The organism is Serpentinicella alkaliphila (genome assembly GCF_018141405.1).
GTDB classification, from domain to species: Bacteria; Bacillota; Clostridia; order Peptostreptococcales; family Natronincolaceae; genus Serpentinicella; species Serpentinicella alkaliphila.
In genome coordinates, this window is sequence record NZ_CP058648.1 from 812,773 (window position 1) to 836,180 (window position 23,408).

Annotated in this window: 11 protein-coding genes and 1 pseudogene; 3 read left to right on the forward strand and 9 right to left on the reverse strand. The window is 31.3% G+C overall.

Annotated elements, in window-relative coordinates; genetic code table 11:
- Positions 1–219: 219 nt before the first annotated feature.
- The 4 genes from HZR23_RS04120 to HZR23_RS04135 all read right to left on the reverse strand — a co-directional run bounded on the left by HZR23_RS04120 (position 220) and on the right by HZR23_RS04135 (position 8,034).
- Positions 220–3,162 carry an O-antigen ligase family protein gene (locus HZR23_RS04120; RefSeq protein WP_132849384.1) on the reverse strand — a complete coding sequence of 981 codons (2,943 nt, stop codon included), beginning with the start codon at positions 3,160–3,162 and terminating at the stop codon, positions 220–222.
- 27 nt (positions 3,163–3,189) lie between these two features.
- Complete coding sequence (locus HZR23_RS04125; protein WP_132849385.1) at positions 3,190–4,404, reverse strand: GumC family protein; 1,215 nt, start codon at positions 4,402–4,404, stop codon at positions 3,190–3,192.
- A gap of 199 nt (positions 4,405–4,603) precedes the next feature.
- A complete protein-coding gene (locus tag HZR23_RS04130; RefSeq protein ID WP_165913753.1) occupies positions 4,604–6,499 on the reverse strand; it encodes an S-layer homology domain-containing protein in 1,896 nt (631 codons plus the stop codon).
- Between the two features lie 293 nt (positions 6,500–6,792).
- On the reverse strand, positions 6,793–8,034 hold the full coding sequence (locus HZR23_RS04135; protein WP_132849387.1) for a TolC family protein: 1,242 nt from the start codon (positions 8,032–8,034) through the stop codon (positions 6,793–6,795).
- Positions 8,035–8,333: 299 nt separating this feature from the next.
- On the opposite strand from HZR23_RS04135, the pseudogene HZR23_RS04140 reads away from it, so the two are divergent.
- Positions 8,334–10,048, forward strand: a pseudogene (locus HZR23_RS04140) (IS1634 family transposase).
- Positions 10,049–10,895: 847 nt separating this feature from the next.
- On the opposite strand, the gene HZR23_RS04145 reads toward HZR23_RS04140, so the two are convergent.
- The gene (locus HZR23_RS04145; protein WP_132849068.1) at positions 10,896–13,178 is read right to left on the reverse strand and encodes a stalk domain-containing protein; all 2,283 of its coding nucleotides are present in this window, start codon (positions 13,176–13,178) and stop codon (positions 10,896–10,898) included.
- A gap of 519 nt (positions 13,179–13,697) precedes the next feature.
- Here HZR23_RS04145 and HZR23_RS04150 point away from each other — a divergent pair.
- Together HZR23_RS04150 and HZR23_RS04155 are read left to right on the forward strand one after the other, a co-directional pair.
- Positions 13,698–14,561 (forward strand): decaprenyl-phosphate phosphoribosyltransferase, encoded by an 864-nt coding sequence (locus HZR23_RS04150; protein WP_243098247.1) that lies wholly within the window; start codon positions 13,698–13,700, stop codon positions 14,559–14,561.
- A gap of 83 nt (positions 14,562–14,644) precedes the next feature.
- Positions 14,645–15,604 carry a lysylphosphatidylglycerol synthase transmembrane domain-containing protein gene (locus tag HZR23_RS04155; RefSeq protein WP_132849067.1) on the forward strand — a complete coding sequence of 320 codons (960 nt, stop codon included), beginning with the start codon at positions 14,645–14,647 and terminating at the stop codon, positions 15,602–15,604.
- Positions 15,605–15,668: 64 nt separating this feature from the next.
- Here HZR23_RS04155 and HZR23_RS04160 read toward each other — a convergent pair whose 3' ends face one another.
- The 4 genes from HZR23_RS04160 to HZR23_RS04175 form a co-directional block, all read right to left on the reverse strand.
- On the reverse strand, positions 15,669–16,988 hold the full coding sequence (locus HZR23_RS04160; RefSeq protein ID WP_132849066.1) for an ArnT family glycosyltransferase: 1,320 nt from the start codon (positions 16,986–16,988) through the stop codon (positions 15,669–15,671).
- 157 nt (positions 16,989–17,145) lie between these two features.
- Positions 17,146–18,747, reverse strand: coding sequence for a CTP synthase (locus tag HZR23_RS04165; RefSeq protein WP_132849065.1), 1,602 nt, complete (start codon positions 18,745–18,747; stop codon positions 17,146–17,148).
- A gap of 193 nt (positions 18,748–18,940) precedes the next feature.
- Positions 18,941–22,063 (reverse strand): efflux RND transporter permease subunit, encoded by a 3,123-nt coding sequence (locus HZR23_RS04170; protein ID WP_132849064.1) that lies wholly within the window; start codon positions 22,061–22,063, stop codon positions 18,941–18,943.
- Entirely contained in the window at positions 22,063–23,193 is a 1,131-nt protein-coding gene (locus HZR23_RS04175; protein WP_132849063.1) for an efflux RND transporter periplasmic adaptor subunit, read from the reverse strand. Before HZR23_RS04175 ends, HZR23_RS04170 begins: the two co-directional genes overlap by 1 nt.
- Positions 23,194–23,408: the final 215 nt, after the last annotated feature.

Consider the following 23,408-nt stretch of genomic DNA (forward strand, 5'->3'; position numbering starts at 1 on the left):
TTTTGGTTTAGTCACTTAAATTTTAACAAAGTTGGAACTCTTTTTCTATTGTTTTAGGTTCACTTTTCGAGTGAAAGAAATAATAATACAAAACCACTGTAAATACTTTGATTGAGGTCTGTTTGGCTAAGCGTCATGAATAAATTAAGGTTAAATGCTTATATTTTTTTATTATTATATCTTCACATAGTAAAGGTACTTCTATTAAAAGCATAATACTTACTCCGGTTCATAAATAATCACTTTTTTAAATAAAAAAACCTCATCAGAATTGCCCAAGTGATCAAAAAGTAGATACTGTGCCCCTGGCTCAATATCATCTTTAGTTCTAAAGGCAAATCTATAAATATTATCCTCTGAACTATTATTAATTCTCTCAGCAAGTTGAGTACTTGTACCATTTCTACTAAGAATTCTTGCTACAATAACATTGCTCTCTAGATTGCCTTCCAATATAAATTCCAGTACATAATTTGTAGCAGGCTCAAGTGAAAAGTTTTGTGAATGTATCAAACCTAGATCTGTCCCATTATTAGAAACAAATATGCCATTTTCTGAAGTCTTAGTCTCTAAGTTGGCATCTACGCTTTGCCATTTTCTCCAGCTATCTGTTAATCCATCGTTATCTAAGTCAATATCAAAATATGCTATAAACTCAGTGTTATTTAATATACTAAATAAATTAGGATTTTCTTTGTTTTCCACTAAATATCTAGCTTTATTTATATTACTTAATGTAGAGTCGGATAAGATTATTGGTGCATCTGCTCTTTCGTTAGTCTCTAAAATATCATCTATAACTGTTAGAGTGTTGTTATACATTTCAAACGCCTTTAATTCATCTCCTTCTTGTAGATAATAATCTCCCAAACTCATAAACGTTGTAGTCATATATTCATAGCCAAAAGTTCTCATTGGCTCTGTAGCCATAATTTTATTTGCATACTCTATCGCTTCATCAAATCTTCCTGTTTGCATATATAGACGTGATAATAACTCTAACGATTTAGAATTAGTAGGTTCAAATCTAGTAGCTCTAAGTAGACCTTCTTCAGCTTTATCAAATAAAAAATATTGCCCATTGCTTGAACCTAATGACATTAATATTTCGGCATAGATATTTTGTAAATTGACATTAAATCTATCTCTAACTACAGCAATTTCTAGCTTATTTATGCCCTTCTCAATATCTTTTGATTGTAAACTTTCAATTGCGCTCACTTCTAATTTATTAGCCCCGTAAAACGAAAAAGATAGGAATGTTAAAGGTAAAATTACTAACAGCCCTATAACTGTTGATATATTCCTATTTAACTTTATAAAGCTAAATTCCTTTAAGTCTTCATTAGCTAACAAACCAATAAGAACCCATAAATAAATCGGTATTGATAAGTAAGAGAAGTTGAAATCTAATGCGCTATGGGCTAACAAAGACAATATAGTTATAACTATAGTTGTATTTAGGTTGTTTTTTATCTTTATACTATTTATTAAGATAATCAAAATAACTAAAATTAGTGAAGAAATTACTAATATACCAAATGTACCAGTTTCAACTAATATTTCTGAATAATAATTATGTGCTTCAGTAGTAAAATACTGTTGAGTTTGATACATTGGATATAAACTTTTCCAAGCACCTCCACCTGCACCAAATATCGGATAGTCTCTGAAAATCTTAAAGCTATCCTTATAAAAGGCTACCCTAAGAGATGAACTTCTTTCATTAATATTAATTGAATTAAACCTGCTAATTAATGCTTCAGGTATATACTTATAACTAAGCTTTATTTCTTCAATTATGTTGTCTTCATTATCATATATGAATGCATCATAAAATGTTACTCTTGTATTTGGGTACATATTGGTTAATCTTATATTTAGGCGTTTTGTATCTTCTAGAGTGGCAAACGGAATATTTAACTCCCCATTATTAGTATCATCACCTAATATTTCATGCAACCTAAAACTTTCCCCGTCTTCATTTATGCTATCTAAATGTATTCTCCAGGGCCAATGTCCTTCCGCTTCACTATATCCATCTACATTAATTTTAAGTACATATTCATTATTCGGTACAATATTATTAATTGATCTAAGTACGCTGTTAGTTGTATTTTCTTCCACGTTAGTATTATCAAAAACCAGTGGCTCTGTCATATTAATTGCAACTACTGTAAAAGCTAGTGACACAGCCACAAGAATTCCGACGAAACCATAAATAAGCTTATATTGCTTATCTTTAAGCTTTTTAATAATCAAATTACAGCCATTGTACATCAAAGAAAATATAACTAATCCAAGTAAAACTGTAGCTATCGACTTAATATTTTTATCTATAACAGAGTTTGTTTGACTCATAAATGGTTGTAGAATGACTAGGTTAGAAATCCCCACAGTAATTAGATATAATAAAACTTTTATTCTATCTTCCCCTCTTATAACTAAGAAATATAGTAAAGCAAAGATAGGGAACAATAGCCATGCTGCTCTAGAGTAAGTAAAAATAAATGTAAGTAGCATTATATATCCACTAATGGCATACAAATTTTTCTTCCAAAGCTTTTCTTCTATTGATTGCATAGTTGCAGATAAAAAGAACAATGTCATCATAAAGGCAGCTAGGGTATTTGGGTATTGAAAAGTAGATGATATTCTGTTGCCAGTTAAAACAGCGTCTGTATAGTTAACATATCCTGCAATTGCTAAAAGACCAATTGTAGCTGTAACTACCCCACTACAAATAATTACATCAATAATAATATTTTTGTATTTCTTTTCATTCACATAGTCTTTTATCATTAAATATATAACGAAGAAGTTAATATATCTAAGAACATATCCAATTGCTACTCTAAGATTTGCCCATTTTAAAGTTGCAATAGGTAGTATATATGCAATTATTAATAGTACTCCTATAATATCAAAAGGGCTATCGATTTTTAACTTTTCGCCATTAAGTAATTTATTAGCTAAGTATATGCTGAATAATAAAAAAGATATAATATGTGTCATTAGAATCTCTTTTTCAAAGAATAGACCTTTAAAGAAGGGGGGATAAAAAATAACTATACAAAGCAAAGTAAAAATGATGAGTCCTTTACTCTTCGGAGTTACTTCTTCTCTTATTTTATTATTTTTACTAAGAACTCTTGTCTTCAAAACAAAACACTCCTAACTTGTCTAGTTCTAAATATTAATTTTTACAGGACTTGATGTTTTCCAATACTCTAGGAAAAATGCAATGAAAACCCCCATCATCAATCCTAAAATTCCCGCTACAGCTAAATTTAAAGCTTTATTTGGTCCGACTGGTGTAGTAGTTGGAAACGCCTTTGAAATAACAGTTATAGTGGCCTCACCAACTTGTGAGGATTCTGTAACTCTAAGTTCTTCATACTTTTTAATAAAAGCATCATACGTGTTTTGTGCAAAGTCAACTTTTTGATTTATTAATCTTTCATGGTATTTTTTGTCTTGTAGTTCTACTTGAAGTTCCTCTATTTGGTTTTGTAATAACCCAATATGTTTATCTAACTGAGTAATATTTGATTCAACTTCAGCAAGTTCGATTTTAAGCAGTGTTTCTGTTCTTTCTAAATGTATTTTTCCAGTACTCCCAAAACTTGTATCACCGTCAACTGAGGACTCCATAATTATAATTTGATTACCACCCTTGTTACTTTCAGAAACTACAACATTAATTCCTGATATTAAAGCTTCTTTCCTTATAACTAAATCAGTTAATCTCTGTTTATAATCTGTTATTTGTAATAATCTTGCATCTAACTCTAAACCTAGTTCTGAAACTCCTTTAGGTTCTGATAAAAATTCTTTTAGTTCTTCTAATGCAGCTTCTAACTTTTCTTTTTCAACTTCCATTTGATTTTCAATAAATAAGGATGATTTAGATGCATGCTCTTGTGCTTTAGAGGATACAAAGTTTATAAAATTTTCGCCAACTTTATTTACTATTTGTGCTGCTTTCTCAGGGTCATTGTGTTTCATCTTAATCGATATTAGATTTGTATCCTTAATCGTTTCTAGGGTAATATTCCTAGACAAACTTTCAATATCATACTCATCTTCTAACCCCAGTAGCTGTATGGTTTCTCTTAATACCCTTGGGGCTTTGATTTGTTGTCGATAAGTTTCAAGCGTCATTGATGGATACTGAGATAGTGAATCTAATATCTTGTTGATATTTGAGTTGTCTACACTATTTGCCTGTAATCTATCACTAAAGTTTGATGCCATAAGAACCATTTTCGTTTCATATACTGGTTCTAGAATAAAAAAGCTCATAATAAATGACACTAGTACGCAAACAACTGTGCTTCCAATAATTATGCCTTTCCTTCTTATTAATATTTCTATTAGTTCTCTGATGCTAATTTCTTCCATAATAAAAACCTCCAATTAAATTGTGTCAATTTTATGTAATTTAGTATATAAACAACAAAATTTTTGCTCCCCTTATATATATTTTATAATAGTCATAAGAATTGAGCAACACCTGATCCAGATAATATATTTCTAATTAATAGCAATAAAAGACCCCTTGAATAAAATAAAGAGGTCTTGTTAAAGTAACATTATTTTATTAATCAATTAATAATACTCTGTCTGCAGTAAACTTATTAAACTTCTCATCTCCTATAACAAAAACCTGATCAGCAACTCGTAATGTATATATTGAAATTGGCACCTGTGCCAAAGAAGATGTAATCCTAGTATTATTTGTATAGTAAACTGTTTTAAATACAATTTTATTAGTACTACGATCTAAATATTCCAAAACAAAATACTTTGATCCGATATCAATACTACTTACTGTTCCATTTATTTGAGTTCTGTTTAAATCATCCCTAGATTCAATCGCTATAATCTCATCGTTCTCTAATACTATCTCTATAATCTGATCTAACCTCAAATCATATAAGTCTTTCTCTATGTTGTTAACTTTAACATAAACAGAACTATCAATATTATATGTTTCTGATTTATTATCGTTTAGTATAGTAATTGAACTAGAGTCTTTAAGTATATTTATTGCTTCTATTCTACCAACATTTCTTGTAATAACGCTAGTTGCTTGAATATTTACTGCTTTTTCATACTCGGTTGACAATGTTATAACATCCCCTACCTTTAGATTGGTAACTAAGTTTGATCCGCCATTCCTCCTAACTCTTACATCTGGCTTAGCTTCTATAGTTATACTCTCGCCACTAATATTAAGTGTTATTAATGGTTTTTGCAACGATTCAACTCGTTTTTGTAATATGCCTTGATACGTTTTAATTTTAGATGTTGCTACTATTTCGTCAATATCCTGCCCACTCACTTTCAACTTAATCATATCCCCTGATTTTAATTGATTAAGTGACACGTTAGCCCCATCTAGTTGTACTTTAGTTCTATGATAAGCCTTTAATGTTTGTGTATTATTAGTAGCACCATTTCTTAATACTACTAAATCAAATCCTACATTTGGTGTTACTGCATTAAATATACCTTCTATATCTGGAATAAAACTAGTAGTAGTTTCAATCTTTACTAACTTATATTCATCTGTGAAGGTAACATTAGCTTGTTGTTTTAATGGTAGTTGATTAAATATTGATTTCTTTCCATTAACAAAGATCTCCACGTCTGTATTTCTCTGAAATAATTTAGTTTCGTTTCCATCAAACTTTATAAGTATACTATTATTGTCAATAAATTCTATTACTCCACTCTTCATAGTTAATTTTTTTTCAGTTATAACATTTCTATTATCACTATTGATACCATTATTTAGATTATTTTTGTGGGAGTTGTCCACTAAATAGTCGAAACTTTTAGAAAGCATTGATGCTATTTCAGCTCTCGATATAGTATTATTTGGGTTAAACCTTCCGTAACCGTCACCGTTTGAGTTTAGAATCCCTTTATTGAGAAGAAAATCAATATATTTTACATTTGATGCACGAATCAATTCAGTGTCGATATAAGGTAATGCTATTACTTTACTATATTCTTTACCCTTATTTAATGCCCTGGATAGATAAATCGAGACCTCTTCTCTAGTTGCATTTGTTTGAGTCCCCTGACTAAAGAATCTATTTAACTCTTCATAATTTATAATTTCTGCATCTAGTGCATATGCAAGGGCATTTTTAGCCCAAGGGGCATATACGTCAACACGCAATGCATCCAAAATGTATTTCTGACGTTCTACTACTCTGTCGATATTTTCTACATTGTCAAATCTATTGACTAAATTATATATCATTACTATCATTTGAACTTTACTAACAGAATCATTTGGCTTAAACGTAGCATTAGGGAATCCCCCTATAATGTTATTTTGTGAAAGTTTATTTATATGATTATGTGCCCAATGATTAATGCTCACATCAGTAAAAGATTGTCCAAAAACAAATTGAATTGTAAATGAAAAAATAACTACTGTAACTATTAATATCTTATTTTTGCTTAAGTTTTTATAAATCACAAGAATCAATCCTCTTTTCCATTATTTTCATATATATACTTTTTCGGCAAAAAATCTTTAATTCCTTCATTTTTCTACGTATTTTTTCAATTTTTCATTTCATATTAAAATTATAATTTTTATTCCCTATTATAGCCTTCTAAATAGATGGTGTTAATAACAAGCACCAATTTTTGTGCATAAAAAGATGAGACAATCACAAAACTCTGATAAAATATAATAAATCTAAATCACATTTTATAGGAGTATTGTCAAATTGTCTCATAATAATTTCAAACTATCATTTGAGTAATTTATCTATTGACCATTATGCCTTTTTGTATATACTCATAAACTCTATATGCCTTATAATATTCATCTTTTGCGTTTTCAAGGTCTATTTCCTTTGTTTCATAGTCAATTTTTCTATTGTCTACTTCTACAATACTCATAAGTCCTATCGTATATCTCAGTTGAGATAACTCATATAGTCTTTTCGCTGTATTATAACTTTGTTCAGCAAGTTTTATTTCATTCTCTTTTTGAATCAAATCATTATATGATAACTTATAACTCATTTCAATGCTATTTTTAAGGTCCTCTAGCCTATATTTTGCTTCTCTTAAATCTACTTGTGGGTTATAACTTTTATTTGTGCCATCTGGATATCTATCATTTACATTAATTAAGTGTTCTTCTCTCCGTTGAATTTCTTTTTCTGCAATTTGAATGCTTCTTCCAGATAAGGCATTTTTTAATCCCTCTGTGTAATTAGTGTATTTAATCCCACTATAACTAACTGGTTCTAATATCAGTTCTATACCTTCACTGACACCAAGTATTTTCTTATAGTTATTTATTACAACTTCTTGCTGTAATTTAAGCTGCTTTAACTGACTAGCTACATGATTAAATCTTAGAAAGGTATCTTCTAGATTTAGCAAACTAGATAGTCCTAAACTTTGTTTGAGGCGCTCTATCTCAAGCACTTGTTTTGTTATTTCATAGTTCTTTTCTAGTTTTATTATATTTCTATTCAGTATTAATAATCCTATATATTGGTTTTCTATACTGTAATCAAATTTATGGCCTTCCAGCACTTCATTGTCAATCAACATCTGTTGACTTATTCTAGATTGTTCTAAGCTATCAAGTAATTGATTCGTTGAACTTCCTAAAGTAGTAGTAGATGAAAGCAAAGCTTCAACTTGTGATAATTGATCCCGTATATTTTCTTTTTGCAACGATGTAAGACTCTCATCCTCTAGTTTACTGATTAAGTTTAACCTAGTATTCTCTAACTCAATTGCTTGAGTTAGATGATATGCACTATTATTCAATGATGTTAATAAATTACCTATATTATTAGCCATTTTGTCTTTATTTAACTCAGTGTACTTAATACTCGCATTATTTTTTCTAGCCATTTCTAATGCATTTTCTATTGTAATTGTTTTTACAACTTTACCATTAGCAAAACCTATAAAAGAACCACTAGAAAATATAATGGAAAGAATTAGTACTGTGACTATAGAAATTTTTCTTAATCTAATCATATTTCAAATTTTACCTCCCAAAATTGTTATTTATACCATTTTATTATAATTTTTTTTTCATATAATTACAACTAATAAAACTTAAGTTTTATCGCCTATTTGGCTATGCTACCATAATATTTATAATTTACATTTATGTAATAGATTAATAAGTGAAACAAAACCGGGTCTTTGACAGTTGAATAATAAAAAAAATCGCTAAAGCTTTGAAAAGGCTTTATTTTTTTGTAAATTTTCTCAAATATTCCTTTCGTATTTTATCGTATTGTGTTATAATATAGATAACTGGGGGTGTTATTATGAGATTATCACTTTCTAAATCTAAAAATGCTACTTCACTTTATGTGATAAAGGATATAATTGAAAAAAATAAGCGTACTACTAAAATTGTTGAAAAACTAGGTACATATGATGAGCTTCTTAACAAATTAAACGGGGAAGACCCTATTGAATGGGCTAAGAAATATATCGATGAACTTAATAAAAAAGAAAAAGAAGAAAATAGTACAATCATGGTTCAATACTCGCCTACAAAACTTATTGGTAAAGATAAGCAACAGTCTTTTAATGGAGGCTATCTATTTCTTCAAAAGATTTATCATGATCTAGGAATTCACAAAATCTGTAAAGAGATTTCCAATCGCCATAAATTCACACTTTTAATCTTGACTCCATACTATCTAGACTTTTATATGGTAGGATTATCTTTCCTGGTTCTAAGCTTTCCACCTATAACCTATCTACTAGATTTTTAGAAAAACCTGATTTTGATATTCAACATATTTATAGAGCACTTGAAGTTATTTCTAAGGAAACTGATTATATTCAATCGGAGCTTTATAATAATAGTTATAAACTTTCTAAGCGTAATTCAGGAATTCTTTATTATGACTGTACGAATTACTTCTTTGAGATTGAGCAAGAGCAAGGCTTAAAACAGTATGGGTATTCAAAGGAACACAAACCTAATCCTATCGTACAAATGGGTCTTTTTATGGATGGGGATGGTATTCCACTAGCATTTAGCATTACTAAAGGTAATACTAATGAACAGCTCACTTTAAAGCCTTTAGAACAGAAGATACTTAATGATTTCAAACTCTCAAAGTTTGTCGTATGCACAGATGTTGGACTAGCGTCAAATGACAATAGGAAATTTAATGATCAAGGTGGACGTGCTTTTATAACCACTCAGTCAATCAAAAAACTTAAAAAACATCTTAAAGAATGGGCACTTTCTAGCGAAGGATGGAGTTTAAGTGGTAGTAGTAAGGTTTTCGATATCTCTGATATTGAAGAAGACAATTTTGCAGATATTACTTTTTATAAAGAGCGATGGATTAAAGAAAATGGTTTGGAACAAAAGCTAATTGTAACTTATTCAATTAAATATAGAGACTATCAAAGAAAAATTCGAAATAAACAAATTGAGCGTGCTGTTAAGGTAATAGAAAACAATCCATCAAAACTCAACAAGTGTAATCAGAACGATTACAAAAGATTTATAGGAAAAACAAGCGTTACATCAGATGGTGAGGTGGCAGAAAAGGACCTCTATCGACTGGATTCAGATATTATATCAAAAGAAGAGGCATATGATGGTTTTTATGCTGTATGCACAAATTTAGAAGATGAAGCTTCTGAAATTATTAAAGTTAATCATAAACGTTGGGAGATTGAAGAATGCTTTAGAATTATGAAAAGTGAATTTAAGGCAAGACCAGTGTACTTAACAAGAGATGATCGTATAGAAGCACACTTTACAACTTGTTTCTTGGCAATGGTGCTTTATAGATATCTTGAAAAACACTTAGATAACAAGTTCACCTGTACTGAAATCATACGAGAGTTAAGGGGTATGAATTTTTATGAAATCCTTGGCGATGGCTATATTCCAACTTACACACGCACAGATTTTACAGATGCACTTCATGAGGCTTTTGGCTTCAGAACGGATTATCAAATAATAAAAAACACACATATGAAAAATATTTTTAAAGATACGAAAAGATAAAAAAATTACGCACTTTTTGGACAAATATATAAAGCTTGTAACCTACTATTTATAACAGGTTACAAGCTTTTTTTCTTTATTAACTGTCAAAGATGGGATTATAATTTTTTTTTCATATAATTACAACTAATAAAACTTAAGTTTTATCGCCTATTTGGCTATGCTACCATAATATTTATAATTTACATTTATGTAATAGATTAATAAGTGAAACAAAACCTACTAATTTCCTTTAAAAATAAATCACGATAAACTAATACCAAAATGAATTTTAGTAGTTAAATAGAATTTTTTAAAGAAGCTTATATTCTTCTAAAAACAAATGTAGTCTTCAAACCTATACCAATAGAAACTTATTGCTAATACATTAAGTATCAACACTAAAAAAGTTGACTATGTCTACAGAGAGTGTTTAATTTTATTATATGGTTTTAGCTTTATTTCTTCAGTCCCTGATAGAAGAACTTATTTTATTAGACTTGCCTGGGTATACTTATTTGTCATTATAATGGATGGGATTAGGCGTAGGTTCAGTGATTTTAGCACCCTCCAATTTCTCCTTCATTACATATAGTACAATTTATTTTTTAATATCTAATGTTATTGAAATTTTTTCCTTGTGTTTTACTACTTTACTTGTGTAAACTCACATTAAACTCGAGTAGCAATAATATCTTTCTGTATGATTTTCTTATAAAACAACTTAGGATATTCATATTATTCTAAGACATTTCCTTTTATTAGTCAAAATTTTTAAATTTTCTTCACCAACACTAATTCACAAAAACCCCAAAAACCATAAAAATAAACCGATGGGTTATCCATCGGTTTATTTCACTATTTAATCTTATTGATTGAAGCTAACCCAAGCTACTCCTGAGTTATCAGCTTTCATTCCGTAGTCTACTTCTGCTCCCATAGCTTCAGCTAAAGCTCTGAAAGGAAGAACCGTTCTACCTGAAACAACTTGTGGTGCAACATCAGATGTAACTGTTGTTGTTTTACCATCTGCTACAACTGTTAACGTAGTTGCTCCTATAGTCATTGTAACTACTTTATCTTCTCTTGTTAATGTTACTGTGTCAGTTAATCCTTGAGCATTTTGAGTAAATGATACTTCTGCTCCTAAAGCTTCAGCAATAAATCTTACTGGAACAAAAGTTCTGCCATTTTGGATAAATGGTGCTACATCTAATGTTTGAACTTTACCATCTACAACTGAAGCCGCGTTATCAATTGTAAGAACTACACTTTTTGCTCCTGGTACTTCTTTAACTACTGGAGTTGCTCCGAAGTGAACTTCTATTTTGTCAGAAACAACATATGTTGTAGTCGCAGCTGGATCAAGCGCAGTTGGAGTATTTACTACTGCAGTTATTACAACTTGAATTTCAGCATGACCTTCTTTGTTTGATGCTATTGTGATATCTGATTTACCTGTTCTTCTCATATCAGTAAGGAGTGTTGATTTTTCTCTAGTCTCAACTATTGAACCATTAGGTTTTTTGATAACAAAGAACTCTGGTGTTACTGAAGCTAATTGTTGTCCTAATGCAATAGGATTTCCGTTAGCATCTAATACTTGTGCTACTAAAGTAATGTCTTTGTCAACAATAGCACTATCTTTAACTTCTAATTTTAATCCACTTGGCTCTACTCCTGCTTCAATAACAGCAGTTGCAGTAAGTGTGTTTTCTTTATCAATAGCAGTAACTGTTACTTTTCCTGTGTGTTTATCATTAGTTGTAGCAGTAAATGCACCAGTAGTAGCTAATGAACCTTTTCTAACATCACTTAAAACGAATTGCATTTCATTTGTTTTGTCAGCGTCACTTAAAGTTACACTTACTCCTGCAGCATCAAATCTTTTTACTATTGGAGTACTTGTTGTAGCTCCTAACGGAACTGCACTTTCTCTATAAGAGATTGTTACTTTAACTACATCACCTTGTTTTTTAACTGTGAAAGGTATATCAATGAATCTACCTGTAGTATCAACATATGCTTTAACTACATAGTCGCCTTCTTTGTTTAATCTGCTGCCAGCTATAGTTAATTCTAAGTTTCCGCTAGCATTTGTAGTAAACTTATAATCAGAAAGGTTTGCAGATTCATAGATTCTGTTTGCAAGATTTGAACCGCTTGGCTTAGTAACTGTTTCTACTCTGAAATTTCCTAAAGTAGCATTAGCAGCAACTGCAGCAGCTGTTGTATCTGTTAGAAGTGATGCGTTTACTTTGTTTCCATTTGCATCTCTTAAAGCAAATTCTAATTTATACTCATGATCTTTAGCAGTCACTTCGTTTCCGCCAGATACTAAATCTAAAGTATATACTCCTGTTGCTCCAAAGTTTACATGAACTGTTTTGTTTTGGTTGCCTGCAGAAGCTCTTACAGTGTATCCGCCTGGAATTAAACTTGATACTCTTACAGTAACACGTCCAGCTGCGTCAGTTGTTGCTGTTGTTTTGTTTAATCTAGCAGCTGTTCTGTTTGTGCTAAATGAAACTTCCTGTCCAACTACAGGAACGTTGCCTGATCTTAATCTAAAAGTTAACTCATAGTACTCAATTCCATTAGCTTTTTTACCAGTGTATGGAGATGCTTGAGTCCCTGCTCCTGTTAAACCTGTGCTTACATCAGTTAAAGCATCTAAAGTTCCTGCAGTAGCAGTTAAGTCAAATACTTGAACGATTCCTAATTGTGCAGCACTTAATGTTCCAGAACCATTTAAGTAATTTCTAACGTCATTAACTAATGTTGCTGGAGTTGCAGCTTGGTTTGAAAGTGCAACAGCAACTTTAAAGTTACCAGCCGCAGTAGATCTAACATTAAATTCTACTTTATTCTCACCAGCAGTATAAACCGCAGAACTTACAGTGTCTACTCCTATTCTAGATGATACTACAACAAAATTACTTACAGGGTTTGCTACTCCGAAGTTATCTTCGTTCCCATTTGCTTCGAAAGCAAATGCTGTAATTTTAGCAGCATCTGAACCATCAGCAGTAATGCTTGTTTTGTCAATGCTTGCTACTGTAGTGTACATGCTTGGCTCAGCAAAAGCCATCATCGGTATCATTGATAATACCATTGCTAATACCAATAAAATTGATATTTTTCTTTTCACTAAAAAAACCTCCTTTAATTTGTGTATTAATGTTTTTTCTAGGGTAAGTATGTAGTTTTTTACTGTTATTACCCTTTTAAAGCTTGCTATATATAATCAATCTATTAGCAGGTTTTAAAAGGACAACAACTGATAATCCTACTTCTCGATTATAACCAAATCTGCCTAATGAGTCAACATTCTTTCCAATTTTGTAATAATAATGTAACAAATTAATTGGCATGTTTCAAATGTTTTCTCTATTTGTATTATACATAAATGGATGTATAAATACCATTACAGAAATGTTACAAATGATTACGATGTCATTACTTTGTCCAAGTTTTAACTATCACCATAATGTATATTCTACGGATCGTATAAAATTCCTTCTTTTATAGTTATATTTTAAAAATCTTTTTAGATCTAATAATATAAGCTTTATTTAGTAACAATAGTAAAGATAGTAACAATAGTAAAGAGAGATGTTTATTTAATATATGTGTTATTGAAGCAGTTGTTCTAAATGGAGGAGTTAAGTTGGGCTTTTTACAGATTATGCGACCTAAACAATGGACTAAAAACTTAATTATATATGCTGGGTTAGTGTTTTCAAATCACCTTTTAGACATAAACCTTATAATTATTACAACTATAGGCTTCTTTCTCTTTTGTCTATTTTCAAGTTGTGTGTACATTATTAATGATATTTTAGATAGGGAAAAAGATGCTGTTCATCATAAGAAAAAGTATAGGCCAATACCATCTGGTAAGATTACTGTTTCGCAGGCCTTTGTTTTTGGTGTGATTTTGTTTATTTTTTCTTTTGGTTGTGCACTTTTATTAAATCCGACTTTTGCCCTAGTAGGATTTATATATTTCCTACTAATTACCCTATATTCTTTTGTATTAAAGCATTTAGTGATTATAGATGTTATGACTATTGCAATGGGTTTTATACTACGTGCAGTTGCTGGAACCGTATTAATTGGTGTTAGAATATCACCATGGCTTTTGTCCTGTACTTTACTTCTTTCTATGTTTCTAGCTCTAAATAAAAGAAGGAGTGAGTTATTAGCTGTTGATGTAGATAAAGTAAATACAAGAAAAATACTTAAGGAGTATTCCCCCGAGCTAGTTAGGGATATGATTAATATTGTTACAGCCTCAACTGTAATGGCCTATGCTTTATATACCTTCACATCTGAACATACTACCTATATGATGGTTACCATACCTTTTGTTATTTATGGAGTATTTAGATATCAATATATATTACATAAAAAAGGGAAGAAAGGCCTAGGTGAGAGTCCTGAGTTAATACTACTAAAGGATTTACCTTTAGTTTTAAATATCTTTCTATGGGTTTTAACTTGTATAGTTATTTTGTATATTTTTGATTGATATTTTGGTTGATAATTTTGATTTGTTTTTTTATTGATTATTTAGTTCGGTGTTTTAAGTAATCTTTTATGTAGGAGAATTCTATGGAGCAGAAAAATATAGATTTTAAAAGACTAAAGAAAAGTATGTTTATATCTGTAATAATCGCTATGCTATTGTTTGCAGGTTTATCTATATATTCAGATATTAATCAACTTCGAAGAGTGTTTGTTACTTTCAATTATAGGTATATCCCTATTATTTTACTTTTGGCTCCTCTAAACTATTTGCTGCGCTTTGTAAAATGGTCATATTACTTAAAGCTAATAGGTGTAAATATAACTATTAAAGATAACTTCCTTATATTTATTAGTGGTTTATCTATGACTATTACTCCTGGTAAAATTGGTGAGTTTTTTAAATCCTATCTTTTAAAGGAAAAAGCTAATTTACCAATAAGTAGTTCTGCCCCATTAGTTATGGTAGAAAGAATTACAGATGGTTTTAGTATGCTTATACTTGCTAGTTTAGGGATTCTTTCATATAAACATGGTTTAGAAGTGTTTCTTTTTGTTCTAGTTTGTATGGTAGCTTTTATTGTAATAATACAGTTTTCATCTATTGTTTACTTTTTCTTAGACTTATTACATAGAATACCTATATTAAAAAGGTTTAAATCTGACTTTGAAAACTTCTATAGGCATGCTCATATGTTACTTAAACCGAAACCTTTAAGCTATGCTATATCTATAGGAGTAGTATCTTGGTTTTTTGAAGGTCTAGTTATCTACTTTACTATAAAAGCTATGGGTTTGACTTTTACGCTATTAGCCTCTATATTTGTTGTTTCCTTTTCCTCTATAGTTGGTGCTATTTCTATGATGCCTGGAGGACTTTTGGCAGCTGAAGGAAGTATTTTAGGACTATTAATTATGATGGATCTCCCCAGGGATGTAGCCGTAGCCACTACATTAATTACAAGATTCTCTACCCTATGGCTAGGGGTCCTTATAGGTTTTATTGGACTTATTATATTACAAAGAAGTTTTGATAATAAAAACTAAAGGTTGAAGTCCTTTAGTTTTTGTTTTTTATTTTTTTATTTTTTTTGATTTTTGTGTGTTATATTTAGCCCCTTAGTTTCTCTATAAATAGAACACTAGATGCTACCATTAAAAATAGTAGTGGAAAGTTATATCTAGCTTGTCCTTCAAATACAAAGTAGACTGCTATAAAGAATAACATATTGAGTATTGGAATTGATACAGAACTGTTAATATATCTTTCTCTTTTAAAGAAGGAAAGAATTATAGGTTTAATGTTAATAATTATATATCCAAAGGTTAAAGTGCTTAATATATGGATAATAGAATCTGTTACAGATCTAAAAAATCTCATATTTCTTTCGTACTCTGTTAATCTATTTTCTGGTTGTCTTTCTCTTAACTCATTCATTGTCCATGCATCTATATCCCAGACTCCGCCATAAAAGGTTGTATGGAGTCTAATTATGCCTAACTTCGCATATTGTATTGGATTTGCTTTAATCCACTTTATAGCTTCACTTTGTAATAAGGGGTCTAATTCATGGGCCAGTTTTTCACTTCTTGCCCCATATTGTAATATTTCATTAACTCTTTCTCTTGTTTCCACTGACATAGCAGCATCTGGAATAGGCATCCATCCCCCATGAGTATTATTTGCATTGTTATTTAAAAAGAAAACGTAACCACCGTTATATGAAACGGGAATAAATCTTCCAAATCTTTTATAGTTTCTATAAGTCCAAGGTGCTATTGTAATAGTCATTACTAAGGTTAAAATTACAAGTTTGAAAAGAGGTTCCTTAAATTGTTTATGCTTTAGCCAATAGGATGTTGTAGCTACAACTGGATACGCTAAAAATATAGGCTTTGTTAAAGCTGCAACTCCTATAGCTATACCTAACATTGGATATCTAAATTTATTATCAAAGTTATATAATTGAAGAAATATAATTAAGGCTAAATTAAATGCTGCAAATACCTCTGTTCCAACTACATTGTTATATGCTATATAGTTTGGTAATAAGGCTAGTATAGTGTACCCTATAAAAATTGTTCTTTTGTTATTTGTTAGTTTCTTAAGTATAAAGTAGAACAGTATTAGTGTAAGGGTTGATAGCATAAGGTTAAAAAGTTTAGCAATTAGTATACTATTACTTCCTACTATTCGAAACACATAACCTAAAGCATATGGATAAGCCATCCCTTGAAAAGCAATGGGTTCTCCTAAATAAGTGTGTCCTAAACCTAAATATATATTTGTAGCAATATCGTGATAGGTTTCAAAGTCAAAAACTTGTCTAGTAGGTATATTAATAATCCACCATAATCTAATAAAAATGGCTATTAGTGTGGTTAAAGTTAAATAAACTACTTCTTTTGTATTTCCTATAAATTTCTGCATATGAAGTACCTCTCTCTAATTGAATTTTTTTGAAATATTACCCCAAAATGCAAATAACGGGGAAAGCTAATGCTTCCCACCGTTATTGTTATTGTATGTTATTTAGTTTTTATTATTAGATTTATTTTAGTTTTTTGTTTTTAAGATTTCGTTTCTATTATTTATTTTCCTTAGCTGCCCTTATAAAATCCTTAAATAAAGGATGTGGTCTAGTTGGTCTTGATTTAAACTCTGGATGGAATTGTCCAGCTACAAACCATGGATGATCCTTTAGCTCAATTATTTCAACTAATTTTTCATCCGGTGAAATACCACCAATTATTAAACCAGCCTCTGTTAATTGGTCCTTATACTCGTTATTAAACTCATAACGATGTCTATGTCTTTCATAAATTAATTCTTCACCATAAATTTCTTTTGACTTAGTGTCATCATATATTTTACATGGGTAAAGACCTAGTCTCATAGTTCCACCCTTATTCTCTATATCCTTTTGATCTGGCATAAGATCAATTACAGGGTATTGAGTTTCTGGATTAAGCTCTGAGCTGTTAGCACCTTTTAATCCTACTACGTTTCTTGCAAACTCAATTACAGCTAATTGCATACCAAGGCAAATACCAAACAACGGCACTCTATTTTCTCTAGCAAAGCGTATTGCTTCAATTTTTCCTTCTATTCCTCTATCTCCAAATCCACCTGGAACTAAAATTCCATCCGCATCCTTAAGAAGCTCCACAACATTTTCCTTATTTACATCATCTGCTTTTACCCAGTCAATGTCTATCTTAACATCATTATGGATACCTGCATGAATTAAAGCTTCCATAACTGATAAATAAGCATCTCTTAGCTCTACATATTTACCTACTAGGGCAATTTTTACTGAATCCTTTAGGTTTCTATGTCTAGTTACTATACTTTCCCATTGAGATAAATCATAGTCCCCTGCCTCTAAATGAAGTTTATTTAGTACTAATTTATCCAAGCCCTCTTCTTTTAGAAGTAATGGCACTGCATATAAACTGTCTGTATCAATATTTTGAACAACATGTCCAGGTTCTAAGTCACAGAAACTTGTTATTTTATCCTTCATTTCCTGTGAAATAGGTTTTTCAGTACGACATACAACAACATCCGGTTGTATACCGATGCTTCTTAATTCTTTAACACTGTGTTGAGTAGGCTTTGTCTTTAACTCTCCAGCTTTACCTAAGAAAGGAACTAAAGTAACATGGATATACATTACATTTTCTCTTCCAGCATCGTACTTAATTTGTCTAATAGCCTCTAAGAAAGGTAAGCTCTCTATATCTCCAACCGTACCACCAATTTCAGTAATAACTACATCGAAATGACCTTCTTTACCAACTCTATAGATTCTGTCTTTAATCTCGTTAGTAATATGAGGAATAACTTGAACTGTTCCTCCTAGATAGTCACCTCTTCTTTCCTTGCTTAGTACACTCCAATAAACCTTACCTGAGGTTACGCTATTGGCTTTACTTAAGTTAATATCAATAAATCTCTCATAATGTCCTAAGTCTAAATCCGCCTCTGCACCATCATCTGTTACGAATACTTCTCCATGTTGGTAAGGACTCATTGTTCCTGGGTCAATATTAATATACGGGTCAAATTTTTGAATAGATACCTTTAGTCCTCTACTTTTTAAAAGCTGGCCTAGAGATGCAGCAGTTATCCCTTTCCCTAAGGAAGATACAACTCCTCCAGTAATAAATATATATTTGGTGGTCATAGCTTAAAACATCCTTTCTAATTATTCCTCTTAAGTATATTTAGTATATGAAATTTATAATAATTGCGATAGTTTTTTAATTTAGCATAACCTTAATAAACTATTCATAAACCTCTTTTTTAATCGACTTAAAAATTAGTTAGGCCGCCTGTTAATTTGGGCGACCTAACTTTACGACTTTAATATTATATCACTAGAGATTTACGTTTTCAATATTATTTTGTGATGGTTTTCTTTTTATCACCCTTTTTATTTTTTCCTTAAGATCATCAAATAATGTATATAGAATTGGAATTAATACCATTGTTAGTAAAGTTGAAAAAGTCAGACCACCAATTACTACTACAGCCAATGGTGCTTGAGTTTCTGCACCTTCTCCTAAGCCTAGGGCTAGTGGAAATAAAGCCAATACCGTAGTTAATGTCGTCATAGAGATTGGTCTAAAACGAACAGCTACTGCATCTACAACCGCCTCTTCCCTATTCATTCCTGCTTTTCTTAGCTGATTTATATAGTCTACTAATACAATGGCATTATTTACTACTATACCTGCTAACATTATCATACCGATAAATGCTGGTACAGATAAGGCTTTTTGTGTAATAAATAGGGATAAGAATGCTCCTGTAAATGCAAATGGTACTGAAAACATAATTGTAAATGGATGAATTAATGATTCAAATTGTGAAGCTAGAATCATATATACTAATAATACTGATAGAATTAATGCTAATCCTAAGCCCCCAAAGGCCTCTGCCATTTCCTGTTGCTCCCCACCAAAGCTATAACTATATCCCGGTGGTAAGTTATATTCTTCTACGGCCTTTTGCATATCGTTAGTAACGGATCTTAAATCTCTTCCTTCTAATCTAGAGAAGATGGTCAGCGTTCTAACCTGGTTTTCCCTATAGATTTGTGATGGTGAATTTCCATACTCTATAGTTGCAATCTGTCCTAAGGGAACAGATCCACCCATTCTTGTAGGAATTAAAATTTGAAGCATATTTGGTATTGACTCTTTTACAGTTTGATCCATTTGAATTCTTACGTCCACTTCTTTGCCTGATAGCTTTATAGTAGTAGCCTTAACCCCGTCTAAAGACGCCTTTAGACTATTATTAATGTCGTAAGCTGTAATGCCATAATATATAGCTACTTCACGGTTAATAACTACTCTAGCCTCTGGTTCACCGTCCTCTGTATCCGTAGATAAGTCTGCTGTACCAGGTACCTGTTTGAATATTTCTAAGAAATCATTACTAATATGTCTTAAAACTTCAATGTCATCCCCACGAACTTCTATTTCAATAGGATATCCCCCACCACTCATATTCATTGATGAGGTCTCTTGTATAGATATATCTACCCCTGTAATATGGACTGTCTTATCCCTAAGCTCTTCAACAATTTCTTTTGTTGAACGTACTCTGTCCTTTTGTGAAACCAGTGTCCCAGTAACTGTAGCCCTATTATCATTGGTTCTACTAAACTCTTCTCCTGCTCCTATTTGAGTTAATACTCTATCTAGCTCTGGAACTTCAGATATAATGGTCTCGATTTCCTTAACAACTCCATCGAGTTTTGCTAAACTAGTACCAAAGGGCGCATCTATAGAGACTCTAAAAGTCCCCTCATCCATAGCTGGGAAAAATTCTCCACCTACCATGCCTACTAGTACTAAAGATGAAACAAATATTGCTATAGCAATTATTACTGTTATTGCTCTATGTTTAATTGCTTTTTTTAATATATTTGTATACCCTTTGATTAAAAATTCTATTAATTTAGTAAATAAATCTAAAAGTCTAGTTATAGGGCCTCTTCTCTTTTTAATATTTAAGTCTTTTTCTATTCTTAAAATCTTTGAAGAAAGCATAGGTACAACTGTTAATGCCATAACTAACGAGGCTAGTAACGAGAATGTTACAGCAAAGGCTAATTGCTTAAATATAATTGAAGTGAAGCCTTCAACGAACACAATCGGTAAAAATACTGCAATAGTAGTAGCAGTAGATGCTGTTACTGCCATAGAAACTTCCTTTGCCCCTAAAATTGCAGATTCAATTCTAGACTTTCCTTCTTCCCTATGGCGATAAATATTTTCTAGAACTACAATGGCATTATCAACTAACATACCTATACCCAGGGCTAGCCCCCCTAAAGAAATAAGGTTTATAGTTATGTTACCGAAAAACATTAATGCAAAGGTAGCTATAATAGAAACCGGTATGGCTATTCCTACAATAATTGTAGATCTTAAGTTTCTTAAGAAAAGGAATAGAACTAATATAGCTAAAAGTGATCCCATAATAGCATTTAATGTTACGTTTCTTATAGAATCATTAATAAACTCAGCCAAGTCTAAAGCTACAATTATATTTAAATCAGGATATTCATTTTGTAGCTTTGTAATCTCTGCGTTAACTCTTTGGGCAACCCTTACAGTATTTGCAACTGACTGCTTTGTAACAGAAAGTGTAATATTATCGCTACCATTTAACCTTGAGATTGTTTTTCCTTCCTTATATCCTAAGCTTACTTCTGCTATATCTTGAAGCCTTAATACCTCCCCTGTAGGAGTAGAAATAGGCATATTTTTAAAGTCCTCTAAGGAACGGAATTCACCAAAGACCCTAACTAAAAGCTCCTGGTCCCCTTTATTTACCCTACCTCCAGGTAAATTAAGGTTTTCACCTCTAATTAATCCCTGTACTTGACTTAGGGTTAAACCATATCCCTTTAATCTAGACTGGTTTAAACCAATTTTAACTTCCTGCTCAATACCTCCAAAACTACTTACAGATGCTACTCCATCAATTCTTTCTAGTCTTGAAGAAAGCTCATTTTCAACAGTTTGTTGCATCTGAGCAAAATCCATATTACCAGAAACACTTATTTGCATTATTGGAAAGGCATTAGGGTCAATTTTAAGTACCATTGGACTTGATGACCCATCCGGTAAAAATCCTTTAATTAAGTCCACCTTTTCCCTTATTTCTAGTGATGCCATATCCATATTTGTTCCGTATTCCAATTGAACAACTACTAGAGAGTTTCCTTCTCTACTATAGGAGAAAATATCCTTTAAATTTCCAACAGTAGATAGAGTCTGCTCTAAAGGTATAGTTATTAAGGATTCTATTTCCTCTGGAGCTGCCCCACTATAATCTACACTAACAATTGCAACCGGCACTTCAATCTCTGGATATAAGTCAACGGGCAGCCTTGTAATAGACACAACCCCTAATAGAATAGCTATTAGCATAAACATGAAGGTCGTTACAGGACGGCGAACTGAAATCTCTGAAAGCCTCATTATTTATTACCCCCATTAACAACATTTATTAACTGACCATCCTCTAAAAAGTTTTGTCCGCTGCTTACTATTTCCTCACCCTCATTTAATCCTTCTAAAATTTCTACCTTTTTACCGTCATCTAATCCTGTTTTAACTTCCTTTATAGAAACTCTATCATCATTTAAAGCAAATACTATTGTTTTTCCCTCTTTAATAACTACAGCGTCGGAGGGTATAGCAATAACCTCACTTCTTCTCTCTGTTTCAATAATAACCTCTGCGAACATACCACCTTTAATTAAGCCATCTTCATTGTTTAGCTCAATTTTAACAGGATATGTTAAAGAGTTTGGTGCAGTTGTAGGTGAGAAATTACTAATTCTTCCCTCTAGTATCTCATTAGTTGCAGAAGGAATTTTTACATTTACTACGCCCCCTGGTTTTAAAGTATTTACTAAATACTCCGAAACAGTTGCTTCTATAATAACCTTATCTATATTTGCCATCGTTATAGAAGGCATAGCATTTGATGCCATCTCCCCTGGCTTTACGTTAATTGATGTAATATATCCATCAATTGGAGCTTTAATCACCATATCAGCTAATGAAGAGCTGGCAATTTCCAAGGAAACCCTAGCCTGCTCAGCTTGAGCCTCTAAAATGTCTAAGTTAACAGTAGATGCCTGTAGTTCTGCCTGCTCTAACTGTTGTTTAGCAATTGCCCCTGCCTCATATAGTTGTTGCATTCTCTCTAGATTTAACATAGCATTGTCTAATTGCTTTTTAGAGCTTCTTAAATTAGCTTCCATCAGCTTATATGCAGCTTCAGCCTGCTTCACCTGATTTAAAATATCCTTAGCATCTAAGGCAAATAGTTCTTGACCTTTTTTAACCTTATCCCCTAATTGAACATATACTACATCTACTTTTCCTGGAATCTTCGGTACTATAGTTGCCTCTTGAAATGGTGTTACCCTAGCCGTAAGTATAGTTGATAGTGTAATATCCTCTTTGATTACTTCTATAGACTCAACACTTACAACCTTTTCAGTCTGAATTGATTGTACTTCATTACTTTCTTTGCTACATCCAACTAGCATTAACATAGTTGTAATAATGCAGATTATGCTTACGATTTTACTTTTCAATTAATTTTCCCTCCATTTATTCCTTAATAGATATAACTTTCCATTTAATATAATTTTTAGCACAATATCTATGCTACTACTTATTTTTTCCATTTTCAACCCATTTAGTAAAAATAGTAAAACGTTTTAATAAAAAATTATTATTGATACTTAGAGAGCATTAACTATTTTTTAAACTTTTATAACCCTTTAATGTAGACTAGCTTTTCATATAA

Excerpts from the sequence above, each read along its gene's own strand:
- HZR23_RS04125 (WP_132849385.1), bottom strand. The coding sequence starts at position 4,404 with ATGGAAGAAATTAGCATCAGAGAACTAATAGAAATATTAATAAGAAGG.
- HZR23_RS04135 (WP_132849387.1), bottom strand. The coding sequence starts at position 8,034 with ATGATTAGATTAAGAAAAATTTCTATAGTCACAGTACTAATTCTTTCC.
- HZR23_RS04155 (WP_132849067.1), top strand. The coding sequence starts at position 14,645 with ATGGAGCAGAAAAATATAGATTTTAAAAGACTAAAGAAAAGTATGTTT.
- HZR23_RS04160 (WP_132849066.1), bottom strand. The coding sequence starts at position 16,988 with ATGCAGAAATTTATAGGAAATACAAAAGAAGTAGTTTATTTAACTTTA.
- HZR23_RS04165 (WP_132849065.1), bottom strand. The coding sequence starts at position 18,747 with ATGACCACCAAATATATATTTATTACTGGAGGAGTTGTATCTTCCTTA.
- HZR23_RS04170 (WP_132849064.1), bottom strand. The coding sequence starts at position 22,063 with ATGAGGCTTTCAGAGATTTCAGTTCGCCGTCCTGTAACGACCTTCATG.